At 61.6% G+C, this 23,398-nt stretch carries 23 protein-coding genes; 7 read left to right on the forward strand and 16 right to left on the reverse strand.

Annotated elements, in window-relative coordinates; all coding sequences use genetic code 11:
• Positions 1–326: 326 nt before the first annotated feature.
• Both rmuC and ACW5W8_RS10305 read right to left on the reverse strand, forming a co-directional pair.
• Complete coding sequence (gene rmuC / locus ACW5W8_RS10300) at positions 327–1,667, reverse strand: DNA recombination protein RmuC (RefSeq protein ID WP_498627709.1); 1,341 nt, start codon at positions 1,665–1,667, stop codon at positions 327–329.
• A complete protein-coding gene (locus ACW5W8_RS10305) occupies positions 1,664–1,879 on the reverse strand; it encodes a hypothetical protein (protein WP_005339659.1) in 216 nt (71 codons plus the stop codon). Before ACW5W8_RS10305 ends, rmuC begins: the two co-directional genes overlap by 4 nt.
• A gap of 140 nt (positions 1,880–2,019) precedes the next feature.
• On the opposite strand from ACW5W8_RS10305, the gene ACW5W8_RS10310 reads away from it, so the two are divergent.
• Positions 2,020–2,541 (forward strand): ferredoxin-type protein NapF, encoded by a 522-nt coding sequence (locus ACW5W8_RS10310; RefSeq protein WP_275057253.1) that lies wholly within the window; start codon positions 2,020–2,022, stop codon positions 2,539–2,541.
• Positions 2,542–2,613: 72 nt separating this feature from the next.
• Here the strand turns inward: ACW5W8_RS10310 and ACW5W8_RS10315 are convergent, their stop codons facing one another.
• The 6 genes from ACW5W8_RS10315 to aptA form a co-directional block, all read right to left on the reverse strand.
• Positions 2,614–3,066, reverse strand: coding sequence for an Rrf2 family transcriptional regulator (locus ACW5W8_RS10315; protein ID WP_005339654.1), 453 nt, complete (start codon positions 3,064–3,066; stop codon positions 2,614–2,616).
• A gap of 345 nt (positions 3,067–3,411) precedes the next feature.
• The gene (locus ACW5W8_RS10320; RefSeq protein ID WP_498627712.1) at positions 3,412–4,251 is read right to left on the reverse strand and encodes a PfkB family carbohydrate kinase; all 840 of its coding nucleotides are present in this window, start codon (positions 4,249–4,251) and stop codon (positions 3,412–3,414) included.
• A 106-nt stretch (positions 4,252–4,357) separates the two neighbouring features.
• Positions 4,358–5,329 (reverse strand): LysR substrate-binding domain-containing protein, encoded by a 972-nt coding sequence (locus tag ACW5W8_RS10325; protein ID WP_498627714.1) that lies wholly within the window; start codon positions 5,327–5,329, stop codon positions 4,358–4,360.
• A gap of 198 nt (positions 5,330–5,527) precedes the next feature.
• The gene (locus ACW5W8_RS10330; protein ID WP_498627716.1) at positions 5,528–6,256 is read right to left on the reverse strand and encodes a glutamine amidotransferase-related protein; all 729 of its coding nucleotides are present in this window, start codon (positions 6,254–6,256) and stop codon (positions 5,528–5,530) included.
• An 83-nt stretch (positions 6,257–6,339) separates the two neighbouring features.
• Positions 6,340–7,836, reverse strand: a complete 1,497-nt coding sequence (locus tag ACW5W8_RS10335; protein ID WP_498627718.1) for a CoA-acylating methylmalonate-semialdehyde dehydrogenase — start codon at positions 7,834–7,836, stop codon at positions 6,340–6,342.
• Positions 7,837–7,927: 91 nt separating this feature from the next.
• A complete protein-coding gene (gene aptA, locus ACW5W8_RS10340; RefSeq protein ID WP_498627720.1) occupies positions 7,928–9,259 on the reverse strand; it encodes an omega-aminotransferase AptA in 1,332 nt (443 codons plus the stop codon).
• A gap of 186 nt (positions 9,260–9,445) precedes the next feature.
• Between aptA and ACW5W8_RS10345 the strand changes: the two genes are divergently transcribed.
• The 4 genes from ACW5W8_RS10345 to rarD all read left to right on the forward strand — a co-directional run bounded on the left by ACW5W8_RS10345 (position 9,446) and on the right by rarD (position 12,927).
• Positions 9,446–9,988, forward strand: a complete 543-nt coding sequence (locus ACW5W8_RS10345; RefSeq protein ID WP_411241775.1) for a cupin domain-containing protein — start codon at positions 9,446–9,448, stop codon at positions 9,986–9,988.
• A 124-nt stretch (positions 9,989–10,112) separates the two neighbouring features.
• Entirely contained in the window at positions 10,113–11,609 is a 1,497-nt protein-coding gene (locus ACW5W8_RS10350; protein WP_498627722.1) for an aldehyde dehydrogenase, read from the forward strand.
• Between the two features lie 126 nt (positions 11,610–11,735).
• Positions 11,736–11,906, forward strand: coding sequence for a hypothetical protein (locus ACW5W8_RS10355; RefSeq protein ID WP_005341999.1), 171 nt, complete (start codon positions 11,736–11,738; stop codon positions 11,904–11,906).
• 124 nt (positions 11,907–12,030) lie between these two features.
• The gene (rarD, locus tag ACW5W8_RS10360; RefSeq protein ID WP_498627723.1) at positions 12,031–12,927 is read left to right on the forward strand and encodes an EamA family transporter RarD; all 897 of its coding nucleotides are present in this window, start codon (positions 12,031–12,033) and stop codon (positions 12,925–12,927) included.
• Positions 12,928–12,954: 27 nt separating this feature from the next.
• On the opposite strand, the gene ACW5W8_RS10365 is transcribed toward rarD, so the two are convergent.
• Positions 12,955–13,170: a hypothetical protein gene (locus ACW5W8_RS10365; RefSeq protein ID WP_498627725.1), complete on the reverse strand. Its 216-nt coding sequence runs from the start codon at positions 13,168–13,170 to the stop codon at positions 12,955–12,957.
• 51 nt (positions 13,171–13,221) lie between these two features.
• Here ACW5W8_RS10365 and ACW5W8_RS10370 point away from each other — a divergent pair, with 51 nt between their 5' ends.
• Positions 13,222–14,331: a YeeE/YedE thiosulfate transporter family protein gene (locus tag ACW5W8_RS10370; RefSeq protein WP_498627726.1), complete on the forward strand. Its 1,110-nt coding sequence runs from the start codon at positions 13,222–13,224 to the stop codon at positions 14,329–14,331.
• An 86-nt stretch (positions 14,332–14,417) separates the two neighbouring features.
• Here ACW5W8_RS10370 and ompA read toward each other — a convergent pair whose 3' ends face one another.
• Both ompA and ACW5W8_RS10380 read right to left on the reverse strand, forming a co-directional pair.
• Positions 14,418–15,512: a porin OmpA gene (gene ompA, locus ACW5W8_RS10375; RefSeq protein WP_498627727.1), complete on the reverse strand. Its 1,095-nt coding sequence runs from the start codon at positions 15,510–15,512 to the stop codon at positions 14,418–14,420.
• Between the two features lie 123 nt (positions 15,513–15,635).
• Positions 15,636–16,202 (reverse strand): TetR/AcrR family transcriptional regulator, encoded by a 567-nt coding sequence (locus ACW5W8_RS10380; RefSeq protein WP_498627728.1) that lies wholly within the window; start codon positions 16,200–16,202, stop codon positions 15,636–15,638.
• A 76-nt stretch (positions 16,203–16,278) separates the two neighbouring features.
• Here ACW5W8_RS10380 and ACW5W8_RS10385 point away from each other — a divergent pair, with 76 nt between their 5' ends.
• Entirely contained in the window at positions 16,279–16,731 is a 453-nt protein-coding gene (locus tag ACW5W8_RS10385; RefSeq protein ID WP_498627771.1) for an HPP family protein, read from the forward strand.
• 43 nt (positions 16,732–16,774) lie between these two features.
• Here the strand turns inward: ACW5W8_RS10385 and ilvA are convergent, their stop codons facing one another.
• From ilvA to ilvG, 5 genes are all read right to left on the reverse strand, one after another.
• Positions 16,775–18,295, reverse strand: coding sequence for a threonine ammonia-lyase, biosynthetic (gene ilvA, locus ACW5W8_RS10390; RefSeq protein ID WP_498627730.1), 1,521 nt, complete (start codon positions 18,293–18,295; stop codon positions 16,775–16,777).
• A gap of 3 nt (positions 18,296–18,298) precedes the next feature.
• A complete protein-coding gene (gene ilvD, locus ACW5W8_RS10395; protein ID WP_421305951.1) occupies positions 18,299–20,140 on the reverse strand; it encodes a dihydroxy-acid dehydratase in 1,842 nt (613 codons plus the stop codon).
• Between the two features lie 144 nt (positions 20,141–20,284).
• Positions 20,285–21,229, reverse strand: a complete 945-nt coding sequence (locus ACW5W8_RS10400) for a branched-chain amino acid transaminase (protein WP_498627731.1) — start codon at positions 21,227–21,229, stop codon at positions 20,285–20,287.
• Positions 21,230–21,241: 12 nt separating this feature from the next.
• On the reverse strand, positions 21,242–21,520 hold the full coding sequence (ilvM, locus tag ACW5W8_RS10405) for an acetolactate synthase 2 small subunit (protein ID WP_005342011.1): 279 nt from the start codon (positions 21,518–21,520) through the stop codon (positions 21,242–21,244).
• A complete protein-coding gene (gene ilvG / locus ACW5W8_RS10410; protein ID WP_498627734.1) occupies positions 21,517–23,163 on the reverse strand; it encodes an acetolactate synthase 2 catalytic subunit in 1,647 nt (548 codons plus the stop codon). The genes ilvM and ilvG overlap by 4 nt, the downstream gene beginning before the upstream one ends.
• Positions 23,164–23,398: the final 235 nt, after the last annotated feature.

The raw sequence follows: 23,398 nt of genomic DNA on the forward strand, positions 1-23,398 counted from the left end.
GGGCACTTCCGCGCTTCGTTTTTCGGTCAATTCGGTAAGGTACCGAGAAAGTTATCTTCGCCTTGCAAGAAGCGAGCTATGAGACAGGGGGTAGCCGTTGGGGGGAATATGGATCGCAGACATTAAAACAACGGGGGATGTTTTATCTCGCAGCTCATATATTGACTCAACCAACCAGTTCAGTTCTAAAAACAACCAGCTTTGGCCAGCAATACCAAAAACTCAGAAGACGAGTGGGAATGGGAGCCATCGCCTGTTAACAAAGCTAAATGGCAAAAGGCCCAAACCGGGTTTGGGCCTTTTGCTGACGGCTGTAAGGGGAAAAACTACTCCCGATCCTTGTCACGCTCCAGCGCCCGCTCCACCAGTGGCTCGGGCAGACTCTTGGTCACCTCCACCCCCAGCTCGCGGAAACGCTCGACCTGCGCAATCAGGTTGCCACGGCCGTTGACCAGCCGTCCCATCGCCTTGTCGTAACTCTCCTGCGCCTTGTGCAGGCTGCCGCCCATCTGCTGCATCTCCTCGACAAACAGCCGCAGCTTTTCGTAGAGGCGACCGGCCCGCTCGGCAATCTGGCGGGCATTCTGGTTCTGCCGCTCGTAGCGCCACAGGTTCTCGATGGTACGCAGCGCCACCATCAGGTTGGTGGGACTCACCAAGAGAATATTGTTGTCGAGACCGTAACGCACCAGCGAGGGATCGGCCTCCATCGCGGTGAGGAAGGCGGGCTCCACCGCCACGAACATCAGCACATAGTCGAGGGTGCGCACTCCGGGCAGCTGCTGGTAATCCTTGCGGCCCAGCTCGCGGATATGGTTGCGCACCGAAGCGACGTGTTCCTTGAGCGCCACCGCCTTCTCCAGCTCGTCATCGGCGTTGTACCAGCGCTCGTAGGCGGTCAGCGACACCTTGGCGTCGATGATGATGTCCTTCTCCTGCGGCAGGTGGACGATCACGTCGGGCTGGTAGCGCTTGCCCTTCTCCACCTCGATATTGACCTGGGTGTGGTACTCGTGACCCTCGCGCAGGCCGCATTCGCTGAGGATCCGCGCCAACACCACTTCCCCCCAGTTGCCCTGCTGTTTGCTGTCGCCCTTGAGGGCGCGGGTCAGCGCCGCCGCCTCCTCGGTCATGCGGGCATTGAGCTCGGCGAGGCGCTCCAGTTCGAACTTGAGGCTGTGGCGCTGGGCCGTCTCCTGCGCGTGAGTCTCACCCACTTGACGGCGAAAGCCCTCGAGCTGCTCTTTGAGCGGTGTGAGCAGCAGATCGAGGCTGTTCTGGTTCAATTCGCGGAAGTTACCGGAGTTTTGCTCGAAGATCCGGTTGGCGAGATTCTCGAACTGCTGACTGAGGCGCGGCTCCGCCTCCTGTTGCAGTTGCAGCTTCTCGGCGGCGGCCAACCGCTCGCTGCGCAGGGTCGCTTCCGCATCCTTGAGGCGGGCGGTGAGCTTGATCAGCAGGGTCTGCTGCTGATCCAGCTTCTGCTGACCCTGCATCCGCTCATCCTGCAACTCGTCGAAGCGATCCTGCAGCGCCTGATAACGCTCCTGCGCCAGCATCAGCTCCTGAGCCTGCGCCGTGGCTGCTCGACGCCCGATCAGCCAGCCAAGCCCGAGGGCCAGCAGGGCGGCAGGTAGCAGAATGACCCAGAGCCCGGGGTCGATCATTTACGGCTCCGCTGACGCAGGAAGAGTTCGAGATAGCGGTTAACCAGGATCCAGAGCACCACGTAGATGAGGTAGGCGGCCAGCACCACCCACTTGTGGGTGTTGACGCCGGTATCGAGCTCGGCGAACTCGATATCCTTGATGCGGCAGTAGGCCCACATCAGCAGGGGAAAGACATAGAGCAGGGACGCACGCCAGAGAAATAGCCACATATGTTTTCATTCAACCACGTAAAAAGACCCGCCTAGCTTACACAAGGGCAACTGCGCTTGCGATCCTGACGGCCGCTATTCTCTGGCCTGCTTCCCGAAACTTCGATAAAATTAACCCCTAATAGGTATCAGGGGCGAGCATGACTCACTATTTCCTCCGTTGGCTGACACAAGGTTGGCAAGCTTCCCGCAAGCCCGCCGTGGTTTGCCATGAAGCGCGCCCGCCGTGGGCCATCGAGGAGTCCCAGTACCTCTCCCTCTGCACCCGCTGTGGCGAGTGTTTCAAGGCCTGTCCGCGCGGTCTGCTCAAACCGGCCACGCAAGAGGAGTACGAGGGGAGCCCCATCGCCGGTACGCCGGTGCTCGATCTCGCCTGCGGCCAGTGCAGCTACTGCGGCAGTTGCGCCAGAGCCTGTCCCACCGGCGCCCTCGACTTGCAACTGGGTCGTCAGGTACAGACCCGGGTGCAGATTGAGGAGAGCTGTCAGGCACGGCAGGGCTTCTACTGCCTGCTCTGTGAAGATGCCTGCCCGCAACAGGCGATCAAGGCCAGCGCCGACGGCATCAACGTCAATATGGATGCCTGTAATGGCTGCGGTGCCTGTGGCCTCGCCTGCCTGCACGGCGCCATCACCCTGATCCGCCAGCCGGGCAGTCGCTAAAAACCACCTACTTACAAAAGCAAAAGGGGCCATCAGGCCCCTTTCACATCTTGTTCAATATTCCGCGCCCTGTCAGGCCATGGTCACAATAGTCTCTTGCTCGATACCCAGCAGGTGGCAGAGACGGTTCGGATCGCGTACCGCATCGGCCAGGGTGTATTCACCCAGCACTTCGAGGAAGGCGTTCATGGCGCGGCGCAGAATGCCCTGAATGCGGCAACCACCGGAGAGACGGCAGTTCTCGCGCTTGCAATCGACCGGACAGAGCACATGCTCCATGTCCATCACCACATCCCGCAAATTGATGGAGACCGCCGAGCGACCGAGGCGGATGCCACCGTGCTTGCCGCGTACCGTCTCGATATACCCCTTGATGCCAAGCTGGTGCACAATTTTGACCACGTGGTTGCGAGAGATGCCGAAGGTATCGGCCACTTCGGTAATGGTCGACAGACGATCCCCCGGCTGAACCGCCAGGAATGTCAGGGTACGCAGGGCGTAGTCGGTAAATCGTGTCAGTTGCATGGTCGCACTTGCCTCTTACTACAAGCCAGGAATCAGGACGACAACATTGAGCTAAGAGGCAGGAGACAACCGGTTTGCCTCTGTTTGCCATTGGTTCGCCAGAGGGGGGGCCTGTCTCTTAATCTGAGTTGCGGAGTGACAGGTTAAGAGCAGCACAACCGGGTGTCGATGAAGATGCACATAAATCGACACTTTCTTTGATTGATCGCAAACTTGCCGGGTTAGCCCGGCGTTTACCCGCTTTATGGCGGGTAAATCTCCCGAATAGTCCCCCTCACCAAGCCCCTTCGACCAGCAGTCATATGGCCCGCGAACCGCCCCTGAATCGACCGGCAGAGAGGTGGTTCAGTGGAGCTGTTTCAGCCAGTTTTTCAGCGCGACCGATGGGATGGAGCTCTCGGAGGCGACGGCAAACGCCCCCCAGTCCACCGCGCACTGCAACGCATCCTTGATCGCCATGCCCCGTGCCAGACCGTGGATCAGGCCACCGGCGAAGGCATCTCCCGCCCCCGTGGTATCGACCACCGAGACCGGCCGGGCTGCGACCCGGATCTGCTCGTCACCGTGGATGGCAACGGCCCCTGCCTTGCCCTCGGTCAACACCAGCCATTCGAGCTGCTCCCCCGCCAGCTGACGGGCGTGTTGCCAGGGGTCGCTCACCTCGCCGAGATCGGAGCGGGAAGCCACCAGCACATGGCAGGGACGACGCGCTTGGCCACCCTTGGGATACTGGGCCACCACAAAGCTCTTGCCGAGCATCTGGCGCATGTAGCTGATGATGGAGGTACCGGGATAGTTCACGTAGAGGCAGTCGATCCCCTCCAGCGGCAGATCGCCGGGCAGATCGGGACGCCTTGGGCGGCGCAGTATGGTGCGCTCGCCGGTGGAGTCCACCAGGATCAGCAGCTCACCGGTCTCGCCGCCAAAGCGCTCCACATGGCTGCAATCCAGCCCGTAACCGGCCGCCTGCTCCAGCAGCCAGTCGCCGGTCTCGTCCAGCCCGATACGGGAAGCAATGGTCACCTCGTGGCCCGCCCACACCAGCCCGATGCCGGTGTTGGCCGCGCCACCGCCGAGCCTGCGCCCCTGATCCACATATTGCAGCCGGGCCCCCGCCACCAGCGGTTCGGAGAGGGAGAGCACATGATCACAGTTGAGATTGGCAAGCAGCAGAATGCGGGACATAGAGACCTCGGACGATGGAGATAGCCCAAAAGAGACAGGCTGAACCCCGAGTAGAGCCCAGCCTGACTGAAGAGACAACCGGCAGCGATCGGGAATCCGATCGGGATCAATAGATGGGCAGTTCCACCCCGGCCAGCAGCTCGTCGATGCGCGCCTGGGTCGGCTGCTGCATCACGCTCTGGATCACCTCCTTGGTGAGGTGGGGCGAGAAGGAGCTGATGAAGTCATACATGTAGTTCTGCAACAGAATACTCTTGCTGAAGCAGATCTGGGCCGGGCAGGGCTTGAACAGGTGCTCCAGATTGATGGAGACCAGCCCGGGGCTATCGGTGTCGTTGGCCACCAGCGAGGAGATGATGCCGATACCAAAACCCAGCTCCACGTAGCGCTTGATCACTCCGGCATCCATCACCGTCATGTAGTAGCTCGGGGTCAGCCCCGCCGCCTGAAACACCTCGTCCTGCACCTGACGACCGGTGGCGCCACTCTCGTAACTGAGGATCGGGTAGTGGCAGAGCTGCTCCAGGGTCGGCTTCTTCTCCTTGGCCAGCGGGTGATCCTGCGGCACCACCAGCGAGAGAGTCCAGAGGTAGGCGGGCAGCGCGATCAGCTCCTTGTCGAAGCCAATCTCGTGGGCAACGATCGAAAAATCGGAGTAACCCTTGCTGATCTGCTCCTTGCTCGCCGACATCACCGGATGAAGGTGGAACGAGATCTTGGGGTACTTCTTGGTGAAGTAGGTGACCGACTTGGGCAGCAGATAGCGGGCGATGGTGTGGGTAGTGTGGATGTTGAGAGTGCCCACGGTCGGGTCCAGATACTCGCGGGAGATCGCCTTGATCTTGCTCTCGATATTGAGCATCGCCTCGGCACACTTGATGATCTCCTCACCCACCGGCGTAATGCGGTGCAGGTGCTTGCCACGGCGCTCGAAAATCCGCACACCCAGCTCGCTCTCCAGCAGGCCAATCTGTTTGCTGACCCCCGGCTGACTGGTGAAGAGCGCATCGGACGCCACGGACACATTGAGGTTGTGGTCCCGGATCGCGATCAAATACTTCAATTGCTGTAGTTTCAAGGCGTCACACTCTCACACTGGTTTGGCTCAGACAGGTTTGGCTCAGACAGGTTTGGCTCAGGCCGGGACGGCAATCAAGCCAGACAAACAGGCCGCCACCTGGGCGGCCAGTGTACCATCCGATCCCGACATCTCAGCGCTTGATCCTTCATTTTGCTACAAAATCTAGCATCCGAAGGGGTGGCTGACAAACCGGGCTCAGGCCGCGCCAGCCCGCAGCGGCAGGATCCCCAGAAACTGCAGCAGCCACTGCATCATGGTCGCCGAATCCACCTCCCCCTCCAGCGAGGAGAGACTGCTCTGGTAGCGCTCGTCGGGCAACAGGCCGCGGCGCCGCTCGATCAGCGCCCGGTTGTACTCCACCGAAAATTCCGGATGTCCCTGAATGGCCACTATGTTGTTCCCCTGCAGAAACATGAAGTTGGGACAAAAATCGTTACCCGCCAGTCGGGTTGCCCCCGGCGGCAGCAGGGCCACCTGATCCTGATGGCTGGCCAGAATGCGGATCTGATCCCGCGCCGGCGCCATCCAGGGCTCATCTGCCAACATGGGATGTACCGACACTCCCAGTCCCCACCCCTTGGTGGACTTCACCACCTCGCCGCCCAGCGCCTGGGCGATCACCTGATGACCGAAGCAGACACCGGCCAGCTTGACGTCGGCATCGTGCGCCTGGCGGATCCACGCCCGCAGTGCCTGAATCCAGGGGATATCGCTGTAAGCATCGTGGCGCGAGCCTGTGATGAGCCAGGCATCGCACTCGTGCAGATCCTCCGGCAGCTCCCCATCGAGAGCCGACCAGACCCGAAATTCCAGCTCGGGGGACAGGGCCGCAAAGCCCCTGATAAACATCTCGGAGTAAACGGGGCCAAAACGATCCGCCAGATCGGGATCGAGCCGGTCACAATCGAGAATTCCCAATCGCATCTGTTGTTCCTTTACAGAGTTCGCCCCCGCCAATCATCGACCGGCGGGGGCAAGAGGTTAGGCCATGAGCACGCGCCAGCGCGTCACTTCATGGTCGGCATGGAGAACTCGGCACCACTGCGCAGGCTCTGGGGCCAGCGCGCCGTGACCGTCTTCATCCGGGTATAAAAGCGAACCCCGTCCGGCCCGTGCATGTTGAGCGGCCCGAAGATGGAGCGCTTCCAGCCGCCAAAGCTGTGAAACGCCATCGGCACCGGAATGGGAACGTTCACCCCTACCATACCGACCTGCACCCGCGCCGTGAAGTCCCGCGCGGTGTCGCCATCGCAGGTAAAGATGGCGGTGCCGTTGCCGTACTCGTGTTCGTTGATGAGGCGCAGCGCCGTCTCGTAGTCCGGCACCCGCACGATGGAGAGCACAGGGCCGAAGATCTCCTCGCGGTAGATGCGCATCTCGGGGGTCACCTCGTCAAACAGGCAGCCACCGATGAAGTAACCCTCGTCGTGGCTCAGCGTGCGACCATCGACCCGCAGCGTGGCCCCTTCGGCCACCCCCTGATCCACATAGCCGCGCACCTTGGCCAGATGCTCCTTGCTGATGAGAGGCCCCATTTCGTTCTCCGGGCTCTGGCCCAGCCCCGGGCCCACCCGCAGTTTTTCCACCAGCGGCGTCAGCTTGGCCACCAGCGCATCGGCGGTCTCGTCCCCCACCACCACGGCCACCGAAATGGCCATGCAGCGCTCGCCCGCCGCCCCATAAGCAGCCCCCATCAGGGCGGAGACCGCCTGATCGAGGTCCGCATCCGGCATCACCACCATGTGGTTTTTGGCGCCGCCCAGCGCCTGCACCCGCTTGCCATGGGCCGAGGCGGTGGCATAGATGTACTCGGCGATGGGAGTGGAGCCGACAAACGACACGGCCCCCACTCGCGGATCGGTCAGCAGCACATCCACCACCTCCTTGTCTCCGTTCACCACGTTGAGCACCCCGTCCGGCAGACCGGCCTCCTTGAGCAACTCGGCCATCCGCAGGGAGAGGGAGGGATCCTTCTCGGAGGGTTTGAGGATAAAGGTGTTGCCGCAGGCGATGGCGACCGGGAACATCCAGAGCGGCACCATGGCCGGGAAGTTGAACGGGGTGATACCGGCGCAAACCCCCACCGGCTGCATCATGGAGTAGCTGTCTACCCCGCGGCCGACGTTGAGGGAGTGCTCCCCCTTGAGCAGATGGGGGATGCCGCAGGCAAACTCCACCACCTCCAGCCCGCGAGTCAGCTCACCCTGCGCATCGGAGAAGACCTTGCCGTGTTCACGGCTGATGAGCTGGGCCAGCTCATCTCTGTGCAGCTCCATCAACTCCTTGAAGCGGAAAAAGACCCGGGCCCGCACCAGCGGCGGAGTTTGCGACCAGTCGGCAAAGGCGCGCTCGGCGATGGCGATCGCCTCCTGACACTCGGCGGCGCTGGAAAGCCCCACGCTCCCCTGCTGCTTGCCACAAGCGGGATTGAAGATGGCCCCTTGCCGCTCGCTGCGACTCTCCTGCAATTGGCCGTTGATGAAGTTGCTGACCCTGTATGTCATGTATCCTCCGTGATAACTGATGTCGTGGTGGCGCTGTGCTCGTCAAAACGAGGCAACGCAAGGCCCCGCCAGAGCGGGGCCACAAAATGGGTTAGGGTTGGGCCTGCAGGGCATCCTGCAGCAGGGTGAAAAGATCGTCGATCTGGCTGCGCTCGATGATGAGGGGTGGCGACAGGGCGATGATGTCGCCAGTCACCCGGATAAGCAGACCCTTCTCGAAGCAGCGCACAAACACCTCATAGGCGCGTTTGCCCGGTGCATCCGGCATGGATTCCAGCTCGATGCCCGCCACCAGCCCGTAGTTGCGCACATCCTTCACATGCTTGCAGTCCTTCAGCGAATGGGCCGCCTCCTCCCAGTATCCCGCCAGATCGGCGGCGCGGCTGAGCAGGTTTTCGTTGCGATAGATCTCGAGGGTCGCTAGACCCGCAGCAGCAGCCACCGGATGGCCGGAGTAGGTGTAGCCGTGGAACAGCTCGATGGCCCCCTTGCCTGCCGCCATCATGTCGTCATAGATGTGCTTCTGCACCAGCACCGCCCCCATCGGGATGGCGCCGTTGGTGAGCCCCTTGGCGCAAGTGATCATGTCGGGGATGACATCGAACTCCTGGGCGGCGAAGGGGGAGCCAAGGCGACCGAAACCGGTGATCACCTCGTCAAAAATCAGCAGGATGCCGTGTTTGGTGCAGATCTCCCGCAGCCGCTTGAGGTAGCCTTTGGGGGGCATCAGCACGCCGGTACTGCCAGCGATGGGCTCGACGATCACCGCCGCGATATTGCTGGCATCGTGCAGAAAGACGATCTTCTCCAGCTCGTCGGCCAGCGCCACATCTTCCTCGGGCAGCCCTTTGGTGAAGGCGTTCTTGGCGATGTTGAGGGTATGGGGCAGATGATCCACCCCGGTCAGCAGGGAGCCGAACCACTTGCGGTTGCCGGGAATCCCCCCCACCGAGATGCCGCCAAAGCCGACCCCGTGATAGCCACGCTCGCGGCCAATCAGCCGGGTGCGAGTGCCCTGACCGCGTGCTCGCTGCCAGGCCAGCGCGATTTTCAGCGCGGTATCGACCGACTCTGAGCCGGAGTTGGTATAAAAGACATGGCCGAACCCCTTGGGGGCGATCTCTACCAGCTTGTTGGCCAGCTCGAACGGCAGGGGGTGCCCCATCTGGAATGTGGGGGCGAAATCGAGGTGGGAAATCTGCTGGGAGACCGCCTCGGCAATCTCGCGCCGACCATGGCCCGCGTTGCAACACCAGAGTCCGGCTGTGCCATCCAGTATCTTGCGGCCATCCTCTGAGTGATAATACATCCCCTCCGCCGACTTCAGGATGCGTGGCGCCGCCTTGAACTGCTGGTTGGCGGTGAACGGCATCCAGAAGGCGGACATGTCGGAGGGGGTATTGATGTCGCTGATCGGTTTCATGGTCACCTCATCCTTAAGGTGTTTAGCAACTGTCGGCCAATGCCTATTAAATTAAACACCTGAATCCATAAAAAAGGGCCCGTTATCGCCCTGTCTGGTGCCACCCCTAGCTAGACGCATCAGCAGGGTGGTATAAGATATTTAACACAATTTTAATAATAGTAAACAGTCAAGGAGTGTCTATAGATGGATATCGGTCACCGCCTCAAGGCGGTTCGCACCAAGGCAGCCCTCTCCCAGCGCGAGCTGGCCAAGCGCTCCGGTGTGACCAACGGATTTATCTCCCAGATCGAGAAAAATCAGGTGAGCCCCTCTGTCGCCTCCCTGCGCAAGGTGCTGGAAGGCATCCCCATGTCGCTGGCCAGCTTCTTCACCGAAGAGACTGAAATGGGCACCGAAGTGATCTTCCGCGCCGCCGATATGCCGGATCTCGGCACGCATCCCATCAGCTACCGGCTGGTCGGGCATAGCCGTGCCAACCGCGCCATCGGCATGTTGCAGGAGGTGCTGCCACCGGGCGCCGACACCGGTGACGACATGCTGAGCCACGAGGGTGAAGAGTGCGGCATCGTCATCAAGGGCGAGGTTGAAGTGACCGTGGGCGAGCAGATCTACCTGCTGGGCGCCGGCGATGGCTACTACTTCGACAGCCGCACCCCCCACCGTTTTCGCAACGTGGGCGAGCAGGAGTGCGTACTGATTTCAGCCAATACTCCCGCCAGTTTCTGACATTCAGATACGCGTCGGCAGGGGGGCAATGTTTAATGAATTGTTACAAGATGGATTTACAAGCGGCAGGATGTTTAGCATATTGATACGCGGAATCTGACTTTTGCCGGTTCAAGGAGTGAACATGAGTGACCTGACCCTGGCCCAGTGGCAACACAAGGCCTCCCACCTGACCCTGCCCTCGCAAGCCTTTATCGATGGCAGCTACCGGGATGCCATCAATGGCGCCACCTTCGACTGCATCAACCCGGCCAACGGCAAGCTGCTGACCAAGGTGGCGGCCTGCGATGCCGCCGATGCCGAACTGGCGGTGCAGGCTGCGCGTGACGCCTTCAACGACAAGCGTTGGAGCGGCCTGCCACCGAAACAGCGCAAGCAGATCATGCAGCGCTTCGCCGAGCTGATGCGCCTCAACAAGGTGGAGCTGGCGCTGCTGGAGTCGCTGGATATGGGCAAACCCATCGGCGATGCCATGGGCTATGACGCCCCCGCCGCCGCCAACTGCATCGCCTGGAACGCCGAAGCGATCGACAAGATCTACGATCAGGTCGCCCCGGTGGAGGAGTCGGCACTGGCGCTGGTGACCCGCGAAGCACTCGGGGTGGTTGCCGCCATCGTGCCGTGGAACTTCCCGCTGGTGATGGCCTGCTGGAAGCTGGGCCCGGCGCTCGCTACCGGCAACTCGGTCATTCTCAAGCCTTCCGAAAAATCCCCCCTGACCGCCCTGCGCATCGCCGGTCTGGCCAAGGAGGCGGGTATTCCGGACGGCGTGTTCAACGTGCTGCCGGGCTTTGGCCACACCGTGGGCGAGGCGCTGGCCATGCACATGGACGTGGATTGCATCACCTTCACCGGCTCCACCAAGATCGGTAAACATCTGGTGGAGTGCTCCGGCAAGTCCAACCTCAAGCGCGCCTTTATGGAGTGCGGCGGCAAGAGCCCCAACATCATTCTGGCGGATGCGCCGGATCTGGACGCCGCCGCCAAGAGCGCCGCTGGCGCCATCTTCTACAACCAGGGCGAGGTGTGCACCGCAGCCTCTCGCCTGCTGGTGCAAAACAGCATCAAACCGCAATTTATGGAGCGACTGCTGGCCCATGCCCGCGAGTGGATCTCGGCCAACCCACTCGACCCTGCGACCCGTATCGGCGCCATGGTGGATCACATCCAGATGGAGCAGGTGCTGCGCTATGTCGAGATTGGCAAGCAGGAGGGGGCCAAGCTGCTGCTTGGCGGCAACCGCACCAATATGGAGAGCGGCGGCTTCTATATCGAACCCACCATCTTTGACGACGTGACCCCCGAGATGCGCATCTTCCGCGAAGAGATCTTCGGCCCTGTGCTGGCGGTGACCGGCTTTGATACGCTGGAGGAGGCTATCGCGCTCGGCAACGATACTGACTACGGACTGGCCGCGGCAATCTGGACGGCGGATCTCAACAAGGCGGTGAAAGGCTCCCGCGCCCTGCGCGCCGGCACCGTGTTCGTCAACAACTGGGATGGCGGCGACATGACCATGCCGTTTGGCGGATTCAAGCAGTCCGGCAACGGCCGCGACAAGTCACTGCACGCGCTGGAGAAGTACACCGAGCTGAAAAGCACCTGGATCCAGCTGGAGTAACGCCATAAAGCAGCACTACCGGATCAAAAAGGGGGAGAAATCCCCCTTTTGCATTTTTGCCCTTCCATCACCGAGCTCAATCCTTATAATGACAAAAAAGCCAACATGTTAAATATAAAGACAAAAATGCTATTTTTTCTGGGAAGCGTACTTTTTCTGGTGATCGGTTTGCCCCTGCTGTTCTTCGTGCTGGGGCACGGCGAGGCCTACGTGACCTGGGGCCCCTGGATCTCCGCCATCGCCCTGATGCTGTGGCTGTTGATGGATGTCGACAAGATCCGCCGCGGTAAAGGCTGACCGGCCAGCCACTCGCTTCCTTCCCCTCAAACTTCGTTTATTCGCTTCTTTCCCCGCAAAAGGATCGCTACACTGATTTTTTGCGATGTTTTCCCGCATCCAACGCTTCAGTAAGGTCATCCGCATGCCGCAACAGATCCAGCGTCAGGGCGTCATCTACGCCCTGTGCGCCTATACCCTTTGGGGCATAGCCCCCATCTATTTCAAAACCATCTCTGCCGTCCCGGCCGCCGAGATCCTGACCCACCGGATGATCTGGTCCTGCGTGCTGCTGATGGTGCTCACCCTGGCAGGCCGTCAGTGGCACAAGGTACAGGCGGTGCTGCGCCAGCCAAAAGTGCTGCTCACCCTGGCCTTTACCTCGGTCACCGTCGGCGGCAACTGGCTGCTGTTTATCTGGGCCATCAACAACGGTCATATGCTGGATGCCAGCCTCGGCTACTACATCAACCCGCTGTTCAACGTGCTGCTGGGCATGCTGTTTCTTAGCGAGAAGCTGCGCCGCCTGCAGTGGTGGGCGGTCGCGCTGGCCTTTGCCGGGGTGGCGATCCAGCTTATCGCCTTTGGCTCTTTGCCCTGGATTGCGCTGGTGCTGGCATCAAGCTTTGCCATCTATGGTCTGGTGCGCAAAAAACTGGCCCTCGATGCCCTCACCGGTCTGCTGATCGAAACCATGATCATGCTGCCGCCAGCGGCCATCTATCTGTGGGGCTTTGCCGACAGCCCCACCAGTCATCTCACCCGGAACGACTGGCACCTCAACCTGCTGCTGATCGCCGCAGGCGCCGTCACCACGGCCCCCCTGCTCTGCTTCACCGCCGCCGCGACCCGGCTCAAGCTCTCCACCCTGGGCTTCTTCCAGTACATTGGCCCCAGCATGATGTTCATCCTCGCGGTCACGCTCTATGGCGAGGAGTTGGCGATGGACAAGCTGCTCACCTTCGCCTGCATCTGGAGCGCACTGGTGCTGTTCAGTCTCGATGGTCTGCGCAGCGGCAGAGCCGCCCCAAGCCGGACCTGACACCGCCTCACCACCATCGACCCCGGCTCATCGGCCGGGGTTCTTGTTTACGCCACCCACCCCTTCCTGACAGCGACCACCCATGCCGAAGAGGCGACTATGGTCGCCCAGCACGCCCGCATCCTGACCAAGCAGACTCGCCACTTCCATCTCGATACCCCCCGCAACTGATCCGGGGCGCTGACGGGCGTCAGCGCCCCCCTTTTTCTCTGCATTGGCAAAATGGGTAGCATTGGACTCCATGAGGGAATAGGATCCGCCCCTCTAAAAAACCAACTGCAAGGATCAACTGACATGACTCGAAAATGGTCGCTCCCCATCGTGGCACTCGCGGGGGGAGCGTTACTCTGGCTCGGCAACACCTTTGGTATGAAATGGGCTCTGATGGCCCTGATCGGATTCGGCTTCGGCTTCACCCTCTCCTTCAGCCGCTTCGGCATCGTATTCGGTTGGCGCGAAATGCTGACCAAGCGCAACAGCTACTACGTGCGGGTTCACCTGCTCACCATCGCCATCGAAATTCTGCTGTTCACCTGCTTCCTCTCCTTTAGCCACGCCCTGTTTGGCGATGCCATGGTGGGCAACGTGATGGCTATCGGCATTCCCTTTATTGTCGGCGCCTTCCTGTTCGGCATCGGCATGCAGCTGGCAGGCGTCTGCGCCACCGGCACGCTCTACTGCTGTGGCGAAGGGCAACCCCGCTTCTGGCTGGTGCTGATCTGCTACGGCATCGGCACCCTCATCAGCAACCAGTTCCGCCCCGAGCTGACCGCCACCTTCTCCAGCCAGGTAGTGCTGGCCAAGGATCTGACCGGCAATATCTGGAGCGGCATGCTGCTCAACCTGGCGCTGGTTGCCGTGCTGTTCATGCTGTTTCGCAACAGCGAACTCAAGCGCACCGGCGAGCTCAAGCCCCTCTTCAGCGGCGGCAACCTGTTCTGGCGCGATGGCCGCTTCACCGTGCTGACCGGCGGCATCATCATCGCCCTGCTCAACTCTGCCGTTGTCGCCCTGCACGGCTCGGCCTGGACCATCACCGGCGCCGTCTATGACATGGCGCTGCGCGGTGCCTCCCTGTTCGGCCTGTTCGAGGGGAACCCGAAACTGGCCCAGCCGCTCTTTATCAACCCCATGGTCGGCATGTTCTGGCTCGGCATTCTGGGGGCCATGCTGGCGCGCTGCCTGAACGGTGGCGGTAACTTCGCCCCGATGCGGATCGGCAACAGTCTGGCATCCATCATTGGCGGCCTGCTGATGGGGATGGGGGCCATGTACGCCGCCTGCAACCTCGGCGGCTTCTTCGATGGCACGGCGTCCGGCAGCCTGCACGGCTGGGTCTGGATGCTGATGGCCCTCGCTGGCAGCCTGATCGGTATTCGCCTGCGCCCGCTGTTCGGGCTCTGACGTCCAGCATCGCAGTGCACGCCATAGAAAACGGGAGGCCTGGCCTCCCGTTTTTCGTTTTTCGTTTATCGCTCCCGTCGCTCGGCTTATTGAGCGGGCTGGGACACCCCTTCCAGATTGATCTCAACCCGGCGATCCGGTGCCAGACAGGCGATCAGCTCCTGCTTGGAACTGCTGGCACAACTGTTGCCAGTGACCGGATTGGCCTTGCCACGCCCCTCGACCCGCACCTTGTCAGCATACAAGCCTTTGGATACCAGATAACTGGCCACACTCTGGGCCCGCTTCTCGGATAGTGCCAGGTTGTAGTTGTCAGAGCCGATACGGTCGGTATAACCCACCACTGTCGCGACGCCATCCTTGGGATTGGCCGCCACAATCTGGCTGAACAGGGCATCGAGCGCTTGATTGGCGGCCGGTTTCAGGGTCGCCTTGTTGAACTCGAACAGCACATCGGAACTCAGGCTGAAGGTCTTGGGTTCCACTACGACTGCAGGGGCCGGTGCTGCGGCAGGAGCGGGCGCCGGTGCTACGACCTCGCCCCCTTGCTGGCCGAAGCGATAGAGCATACCGAACGAGATCAGACCGTTATCCAGCTCGATGCCGGAGCGATCGAGCGAGGTATCGCCCAGCGGCGTGGTGTACTGGTACTCCAGACGGGCAGCCCAGTCACGATCGATGGTGTATTCGGCACCCAGCGCCCCGACAAAGGCGGCACCATGCTTCTTGCCGGTCTCGCTGACGTTGGCGAAGCTGAGTTCACTTTCAGTCCAGGCATAAGCACCACCCAGTCGACCATAAAGATCGAGCACATTGGTAGCCGGGAAGCTGATCTTCATGGTGGCCTGAATCATCTGGCCTTTGGCTTCGGTATTGAGGGTATCGCTACCACTCCCCGCCTTGCCCTCATATTTACCGAGCCAGTCATAACCCAGCTCAAACCCCAGATTGGGGTTGAGCTGGTAACCGGCGAACAGGCCCAGCCCCAGATCATCCGTGTTCTCGCTGGTATTGCCCAGGGATTGGGAAATCGCCTCGGCATACTGGTTGTGATCAACACCGTAATAGTTCGACCAACCGGCCTTGCCACCGGCATACCAGGTGTTGTCCTGAGCAGCCGCCTGCACGGCGCCCGCAGCCAGCAATCCACCGACCAACACGGCAAGCATCGATTTATTCATGTTCAGCCTCTGCAATAAGTCGTTTAGGCGCCTGAATGCGCACTCTCCCTGTGTGAAGCCGTCAGGCGGCCTCTCCGCTATTCAGGGTATCCCATCCGCACGCAGCCTCAAATGACCAGCAGCTCAGGAGTGTGAAGCGGCCTGCATTATCGCGGTATCGTCGGCCAAAATGGTCTTTGCCAGCATTCTGGCCTGCTCCAGCGCCAGTGGCTGTTGATAGCTGTGGGCCATCACGATCGCCCCCTCCAGCAGCAGGCAAAGCCCGGTGGCCTGTGCCAGAGAGCAGTTGAGCTGGTTTATCACCCAGCCCAGTAACGCCTGCTTGTGGGCCATCACCAGCTTGCGCACCGGATGACGCGGGTCGGCAAATTCGGCGCTGGCGTTGATAAAGTTGCAGCCATAGAAATCAGAGCGGCCAAACCACTCTGCAAAGCCGTCAAACAGCGCCTGCAGGCGATCTTCGCGTCCGGTCACGTCGGCCAGCCGTTGGTCAAGCAGGGCAAAGAACTCCCGGTCACGAGCAAGCAGCACCTCCTCAATCAAGGCATCCTTGGTCGGGAAGTGGCGATAGAGGGTGCGCTTGGTACTCCCCGCCTCGGCCCAGATGCGATCTATGCCGGTGGCATGAAAGCCATGACGGTTGAACAGACGGTAGGCCGTCGCCACCAGTTGTTGACGCTTCTCACTCATGATTTTCCTCTTGAAGTACACCGATCTGTCTACCTAATGTGCCTAATCAGTTCTGGCAAACCAAGAGGAAAGCATGATGACAAAATGGTATGGCCCGTTATGGGCAGGTGTGGGCGCCGCACTCACCATCGGCATATTGGGATGGCTCAATCTGAGCTGGCATGTCGCGCTAGTCATGGCACCTTTCGGGGCCAGCTGTGTGTTGTTGTTTTCCCTGCCAGATAGTCCGCTGGCGCGCCCCAAAAACGTGCTGGGTGGTCACCTGCTGACGGCCTGCGTCGGACTGGTGATCGGCATGCTTCCCCTCCCCGCAGAAGTGCAGATGGCGCTGGCAACCGGGCTGGCCATCGCCCTGATGCAGGGACTGAATTTCATCCACCCTCCAGCGGGCGCCAATCCCTTGCTGATCCTGATGACAGGACAAGAACCAGCCTTCCTGTGGCAAACGGTGCTGCCCGGCACCCTGCTACTGATGGCGCTGGCTTATGGTTTTCAATGGCTCAGACAGAAGTGGCCAATTACAGCCTAAAAACAGAGGGAGGCCAACGCCTCCCTCTCTCCTCATCGCAGCATCAACTAGCCAGAAACAGCCGGTAGGCGGGGTCGTCGCTCACCTCTTTCCAGCCGTAGCCAATCTCGCGCAGGTAGTCGTGGAAGGCGGCCACGTCCTCGTCCGGCAGCTCGAAGGCGCAGAGCACCCGGCCGTAGTCGGCACCGTGGTTGCGGTAGTGGAACAGGCTGATGTTCCAGCGACAGCCCAGGGTCTCGAGAAAGCGCATCAGGGCCCCCGGTTGCTCCGGGAACTTGAAGCTGTATAGTCGCTCACCGAGGGGCCGGGCCGGGCGGCCACCAATCATGTAGCGCACGTGGTTCTTGGCCAGCTCGCTCTCGGTCATGTTGACCACCGGGTAGCCGTTGCCGCCGAGCTGATCGATGATCTGACCGAGCTCCTCGTCACCGCCGGTGAGGCGCACCGAAACGAACAGCGACGCCTGCTCGGCATCGGCGTAGCGGTAGTTGAACTCGGTCACCATGCGGGGGCCAAGCTGACGGCAGAAGTCGAGGAAGGCCCCCTTGCGCTCGGGAATGGTCACCGCCAGCATGCCCTCACGCTTCTCGCCAATCTCGCAGCGCTCCGACACGTAACGCAGGCTGTGGAAGTTGACGTTGGCACCGGAGAGAATGGCCGCCATCCGCCCCCCTTTGATCTGCTCCCGCTCGCTGTAGGCCTTGAGGCCGGCCAGCGACAGGGCCCCCGACGGCTCGGCGATGGCGCGGCAGTCATCGAAGATGTCTTTGAGCGCGGCGCAGATCTGGTCGTTGGAGACGGTCACCACCTCGTCCAGATACTGGTTGCAGAGGCGGAAGGTCTCCTCGCCGATGCGCTTGACCGCTACACCGTCAGCAAACAGGGAGACGCGATCCAGATTGACCGGCTCGCCCGCTGCCAGCGCGGCCTTGAGGCAGGCAGAGCCCTCCGCCTCCACCCCGATCACCTTCACATCCGGCAACAGCTGTTTGATATAGACCGCCACCCCGGCTGCCAACCCGCCACCGCCCACCGGCACAAAGACGTGAGTGAGGTGGGTATCCTGCTCCAGCAGCTCCTTGCCGATGGTACCCTGCCCGGCGATCACCTCGACGTCGTCAAACGGCGGGATCAGGGTGTAGCCTTCCAATTCAGCGAGGCGGCGGCTCTCGCCGTAGGCCTCGTCGAAACTGTTGCCAAACAGCATGACGTTGCCGCCCTGCCGACGTACCGCGTCGATCTTGATGTCCGGCGTGGTCTTGGGCATCACGATGATCGCCTTGATGCCGAGCTTGGCGGCCGACAGGGCGACCCCCTGCGCGTGGTTGCCGGCGGAGGCGGCGATGACGCCGCGCGCCTTCTGCTCCTCGGTCAGGGTGGCGATCTTGTGGTAGGCACCGCGCAGCTTGAAGGAGTGGACCGGTTGCAGATCCTCCCGCTTCAGGCTGACGTGGTTGCCGAGCCGCTCAGAGAGTTTCTTCAGGGTTTGCAAAGGGGTCACCCGCGCCACCTCATAGACGGGGGAGAGCAACACCTTGCGTAGATAATCCGCCGCAGAGACCATGATTTATTCCCCCAGCATCGAGCGATCGCGCACCGCGCCCTTGTCGGCGCTGGTGGCGAACATCGCATAGGCGCGCAGGGCAAAGGAGACCTGACGCTGACGGTCGAGCGGCTTCCAGCCCCGAGCCTCTACGGCGACACGGCGGGCAGCCAGCACGCTGTCGGCCACCTCCAGCACCATGCTGCGGGCCGGAATGTTGATGCTGATGATGTCACCATCCTCCACCAGACCTATGGTGCCACCAGAGGCGGCCTCTGGCGATACGTGGCCGATGGAGAGGCCCGAGGTTCCGCCGGAGAAGCGACCATCGGTGATCAGGGCACACGCCTTGCCGAGGCCCATGGACTTGAGATAGGTGGTGGGGTAGAGCATCTCCTGCATGCCTGGGCCCCCTTTCGGTCCTTCGTAGCGGATCACCACCACCTCGCCCGCTTTCACGGTACCGTCGAGGATGCCGTTCACCGCGCTCTCCTGACTCTCGAATACCCGGGCCGGGCCACGGAAAGTGAGGTTCTCCTCATCCACTCCGGCAGTCTTGACGATGGCGCCGTTGACCGCGAGGTTGCCTGAGAGCACCGCCAGGCCGCCCTCCTGGCTGTAGGCGTTGTCCAGCGAGCGGATGCAGCCTTCGGCTCTGTCGAGATCCAGCTCTGGCCAGCGGCAATCCTGGCTGAACGCCTTGGTGGTGCGGATCCCGGCCGGGCCAGCGCGGTAGAAGTCCACCACCTCCTGACTCGGCTGGCGGCTGACGTCATATTCATCGAGCTGTTCGACGAGGGAGCAACCCAGCACGGTACGGGTATCACCATGCACCAGTCCCGCTTTTTCCAGCTGGCCCAGAATGGCGACTACGCCACCGGCGCGGTGCACATCTTCCATATGGTACTTCTGGGTGGAGGGCGCCACCTTGCAGAGCTGGGGCACCTTGCGCGACATGCGGTCGATATCGGCCATGGTGAAGTCGACGCCAGCCTCCTGCGCCGCCGCCAACAGGTGCAGCACGGTATTGGTAGAGCCGCCCATGGCGATGTCGAGCGCCATGGCATTCTCGAACGCCGCCTTGGTGGCGATATTGCGCGGCAGAGCGGTCTCGTCATCCTGCTCATACCAGCGCTTGGCCAAAGTCACGATGCGCTGACCCGCCAGCTTGAACAGCTGCTCACGATCGGCGTGAGTCGCCAGCATGGAGCCGTTGCCCGGCTGGGAGAGACCCAGCGCCTCGGTCAGACAGTTCATGGAGTTGGCGGTGAACATGCCGGAGCAGGAGCCACAGGTGGGGCAGGCACTGCGCTCCACCTGTTCGCTCTGGGCATCGGAGACCTTGGGGTCGGCCCCCTGGATCATGGCATCCACCAGATCCAGTTTGATGATCTGGTCGGAGAGCTTGGTCTTGCCCGCTTCCATCGGGCCGCCGGAGACAAAGATCACCGGGATGTTAATGCGCAAGGCCGCCATCAGCATCCCCGGGGTGATCTTGTCGCAGTTGGAGATGCAGACCATGGCGTCGGCGCAGTGGGCATTGACCATGTACTCCACCGAGTCGGCGATCAGCTCGCGCGACGGCAGGGAGTAAAGCATGCCGCCGTGGCCCATGGCGATACCGTCATCCACGGCGATGGTGTTGAACTCCTTGGCGACGCCGCCGGCGGCTTCGATCTCCCGCGCCACCAGCTGACCCAGATCCTTGAGGTGGACGTGACCCGGTACGAACTGGGTGAAGGAGTTGACCACGGCGATGATGGGTTTGCCGAAATCCTGATCGGTCATTCCGGTGGCACGCCACAGGGCGCGGGCCCCGGCCATGTTACGTCCGTGGGTGGTGGTGGCGGATCTCAACTTCGGCATTGTCTCTACTCCCTGAATGCCCATATGGGCTCGATGCGTTATGCGGTGATGATACGAGTGGATCGGAATCGATCCTGGTGAAGACTCCTATGGGAAGCGCTCACCGGAAGCGACTCGGGGAGGCACAGCGCCTCCCCTCTCTTATCAGTCGTTGACGGGCGTCAGCCAGCCCCACTTGTCCTCGGTCTGGCCGTTAAACAGGCCGAAGAAGGCGTTTTGCAGCCGCTCCGTCACCGGGCCACGGCTGCCAGCGCCCACCTTCATCCGATCGACGGAGCGCACCGGGGTCACCTCGGCGGCGGTGCCGGTCATGAAGATCTCGTCTGCAACATAGAGCGCCTCGCGGGGCAACGCCTGCTCGCGCACCTCGTAACCCAAGTCACGCGCGAGCGTCATGATGGTGTCGCGGGTGATGCCGGGCAGGATGGCCGCGGTAGCGGGCGGGGTGAACAGTACGCCGTTCTTCACCAGGAACAGGTTCTCCCCCGCCCCTTCGCTCAGATAGCCGTTCACATCCAGCGCCAACCCTTCGGCAAAGCCGTTGCGCTTGGCCTCGCGGCTGATCAGCTGGGAGGACAAATAGTTGCCCCCCGCCTTGGCGCCGGTGGGGATGGTGTTGGGAGCGAGCCGGTTCCATGAGGTGACGCAGACATCCACCCCGTTTTTCAGTCCCTCTTCCCCCAGATAGGCGCCCCACGGCAGGGCAGCCACCATCAGGTCAGCCTTGGCATCCAGCGGCGGATGCAGCCCCAGCCCCACGTTGCCGACAAAGGCCAGCGGGTGCAGGTAGCCGCTCTTCAGGCCGTTCTCGCGCACCACGGTGCGGCAGGCTTCATTCACTTCGGACTCGCTGTAAGGGACGTCCATCCAGTAGATCTTGGCGGAGTCGAACAGGCGGCGGGTGTGCTCCTGCAGACGGAAGATGCAGGTGCCCTTGGGGGTGTCGTAGGCGCGTACCCCCTCGAACACCGAGGAGCCGTAGTGCAGGGCGTGGCTCATCACATGCACATGGGCATCCGGCCAGGGCACCAGTTTGCCGTTGAACCAGATGTATTGCGGGTGAGTGGCGGATTGGGAAGGCTGTGACATTGGCTTGGCTCCTTAAGCTCTGATCCGGGGTTGCTGTTCCAGTGCATCGACCCGGGAGACGTCCACCAACTTCACCAGCTGGCTCCACAACTGCTGGATGGGACGCACCGACTCGACAGTAACCGTGATCCGCAGCTGTTGGCAATCCTGCTCCATATTCAAGGCACAGAGATTGAAGCCGCGGTGACGCACCACCCGCAGCACCCGCTCCATCACTTCCGGTCTGGGCTGGGCGTGGATATGCAGGGTGTGTTGTGCAAATGCTGGCTGTGCAAGGGTGTGCGGGTTCATGGGCGTTGCTCCATCATCTGGTGGTTGGCGACTCCCGGCGGAACCAGGGGCCAGACGTTTTCTTCCTCTGAAATAGCCACATGCAGCAAATAGGCGCTTTCGCTTGCCAGCAGGCGATCGAGGGCGCCGGCTATCTGCTCCTTGCATGTGATGGTCTCACCCGCAATGCCGAAAGCGGCAGCCAGGGCGACGAAATCGGGGTTGTCGGAGAGGATGGTCTCGCTATAGCGGCCGTCGAAAAACAGCTCCTGCCACTGGCGCACCATGCCGAGACGCTGATTATCCAGCAGCACCATCTTCACCTTGAGCTGAGCGCGGCGGATGGTGCCGAGCTCCTGCACGTTCATCATGAAAGAGCCGTCACCGCTTACCAGCACCACTTCATCCTCCGGGCGCGACATCTTGGCGCCGATGGCGGCGGGCAGACCGAACCCCATGGTGCCGAGACCGGCGCTGGAGAGGTGGTTGCGTGGGCTGGTGAAACGCATGTGCTGGGCCACCCACATCTGGTGCTGACCGACGTCACAGGCTACCACGCTGCTCTCAGGCAGCCGGGCAGAGAGCTGCTTGAGCAGGGCCGGGGCATAGATGGCCTGACCCGGATGGTCGTAGCGAAACGCATATTCGCGGGCCATGGCGGCGCAGTGTTCACGCCAGGGGGCGATGTCTAGAGTCATGGCGAGGCGCGGCAGCACCTGCTTGAGATCCGTGGTGATACCCACCTCGGCGGCGCGGCGCTTGCCGAACTCGGCGGCATCCACATCGAGATGGATCACCTTGGCCTTGGGGGCAAACTCCTCCAGCTTGCCGGTCACCCGATCATCGAAACGGGCGCCCACCACCAGCAGCAGATCGCACTGCTGCACCGCGTAGTTGGCGGCCTTGGTGCCGTGCATGCCGAGCATGCCCAGATAAACGGGGCTGTCGGGGTCAAGCGCACCGATCCCCTTGAGGGTGGTGACCGCTGGCATGCCGGTGGAGGCAGCAAAGTCGCGCAGCTGCTGCTCGGCATTGGCCATACCCACCCCACCGCCAACGTAGAGCACCGGGCGCTCGGCGGCAGCGATCAGAGTACGGGCTGTGGTCAGCTCCGAGGGATTGAGCGCCTCCGGCTCTTCCACCGCAAACAGCGGGCTCTGGGCAGGCACGGCAGCAAGTTGCACATCCTTGGGCAGATCGATCAGCACTGGTCCGGGGCGCCCTTCGGTGGCGATGGCGAAAGCTTCTGCCAGCACTCGCCCCAGATCGGCGGCATCAGTCACCATAAAGGAGTGCTTGGTACAGGAGAGGGACATGCCGAGCACGTCGACCTCCTGAAACGCATCGGTACCGATGGCGGCACAGGGCACCTGACCACTGATGGCCACCAGCGGCACCGAATCTAGCAGCGCCTCCGCCAGACCGGTCACCAGATTGGTAGCGCCGGGGCCGGAGGTGGCGATGCAGACGCCCACCTGACCAGAGGCGCGGGCATAACCGACCGCCGCCATGGCGGCACCCTGCTCGTGGCGACAGAGCTGATGGGCCAGACCACCGTCATACAGGGCATCGTAGACAGGCATGATGGCTCCGCCCGGGTAACCAAACACCTGGGTCACACCCTGTTTCTTGAGAGCCTGTACCAAAAACTGCGCGCCGTTCATGTGGAAAATCCTGTCCTCTGGTCGAAAAAAAACCCCCGGGCTGTGAGGCTCGGGGGTCGCTTGTTTCGTTCTGTCCGGTGGTGGGTCTATCCCTTGTTCCGTGCAGCTAAACGAGCCCCGAGCGGTGAGATAATAATCACCACTAGGACCACAATAATGCTGACGAAACGGGAGGCCATGTTCATAGTTACAACCGGAAATCCTGTGAAATTGGGGCGGTTTCTACCGCGAATGG

Source organism: Aeromonas aquatilis (assembly GCF_054052405.1).

Coding starts and splice junctions, on each gene's coding strand:
- rmuC (WP_498627709.1), bottom strand. CDS start 1,667: ATGATCGACCCCGGGCTCTGGGTCATTCTGCTACCTGCCGCCCTGCTG.
- ACW5W8_RS10305 (WP_005339659.1), bottom strand. CDS start 1,879: ATGTGGCTATTTCTCTGGCGTGCGTCCCTGCTCTATGTCTTTCCCCTG.
- ACW5W8_RS10310 (WP_275057253.1), top strand. CDS start 2,020: ATGACTCACTATTTCCTCCGTTGGCTGACACAAGGTTGGCAAGCTTCC.
- ACW5W8_RS10315 (WP_005339654.1), bottom strand. CDS start 3,066: ATGCAACTGACACGATTTACCGACTACGCCCTGCGTACCCTGACATTC.
- ACW5W8_RS10320 (WP_498627712.1), bottom strand. CDS start 4,251: ATGTCCCGCATTCTGCTGCTTGCCAATCTCAACTGTGATCATGTGCTC.
- ACW5W8_RS10330 (WP_498627716.1), bottom strand. CDS start 6,256: ATGCGATTGGGAATTCTCGATTGTGACCGGCTCGATCCCGATCTGGCG.
- ACW5W8_RS10335 (WP_498627718.1), bottom strand. CDS start 7,836: ATGACATACAGGGTCAGCAACTTCATCAACGGCCAATTGCAGGAGAGT.
- aptA (WP_498627720.1), bottom strand. CDS start 9,259: ATGAAACCGATCAGCGACATCAATACCCCCTCCGACATGTCCGCCTTC.
- ACW5W8_RS10345 (WP_411241775.1), top strand. CDS start 9,446: ATGGATATCGGTCACCGCCTCAAGGCGGTTCGCACCAAGGCAGCCCTC.
- ACW5W8_RS10350 (WP_498627722.1), top strand. CDS start 10,113: ATGAGTGACCTGACCCTGGCCCAGTGGCAACACAAGGCCTCCCACCTG.
- ACW5W8_RS10355 (WP_005341999.1), top strand. CDS start 11,736: ATGCTATTTTTTCTGGGAAGCGTACTTTTTCTGGTGATCGGTTTGCCC.
- rarD (WP_498627723.1), top strand. CDS start 12,031: ATGCCGCAACAGATCCAGCGTCAGGGCGTCATCTACGCCCTGTGCGCC.
- ACW5W8_RS10365 (WP_498627725.1), bottom strand. CDS start 13,170: ATGGAGTCCAATGCTACCCATTTTGCCAATGCAGAGAAAAAGGGGGGC.
- ACW5W8_RS10370 (WP_498627726.1), top strand. CDS start 13,222: ATGACTCGAAAATGGTCGCTCCCCATCGTGGCACTCGCGGGGGGAGCG.
- ompA (WP_498627727.1), bottom strand. CDS start 15,512: ATGAATAAATCGATGCTTGCCGTGTTGGTCGGTGGATTGCTGGCTGCG.
- ACW5W8_RS10380 (WP_498627728.1), bottom strand. CDS start 16,202: ATGAGTGAGAAGCGTCAACAACTGGTGGCGACGGCCTACCGTCTGTTC.
- ACW5W8_RS10385 (WP_498627771.1), top strand. CDS start 16,279: ATGACAAAATGGTATGGCCCGTTATGGGCAGGTGTGGGCGCCGCACTC.
- ilvA (WP_498627730.1), bottom strand. CDS start 18,295: ATGGTCTCTGCGGCGGATTATCTACGCAAGGTGTTGCTCTCCCCCGTC.
- ilvD (WP_421305951.1), bottom strand. CDS start 20,140: ATGCCGAAGTTGAGATCCGCCACCACCACCCACGGACGTAACATGGCC.
- ACW5W8_RS10400 (WP_498627731.1), bottom strand. CDS start 21,229: ATGTCACAGCCTTCCCAATCCGCCACTCACCCGCAATACATCTGGTTC.
- ilvM (WP_005342011.1), bottom strand. CDS start 21,520: ATGAACCCGCACACCCTTGCACAGCCAGCATTTGCACAACACACCCTG.
- ilvG (WP_498627734.1), bottom strand. CDS start 23,163: ATGAACGGCGCGCAGTTTTTGGTACAGGCTCTCAAGAAACAGGGTGTG.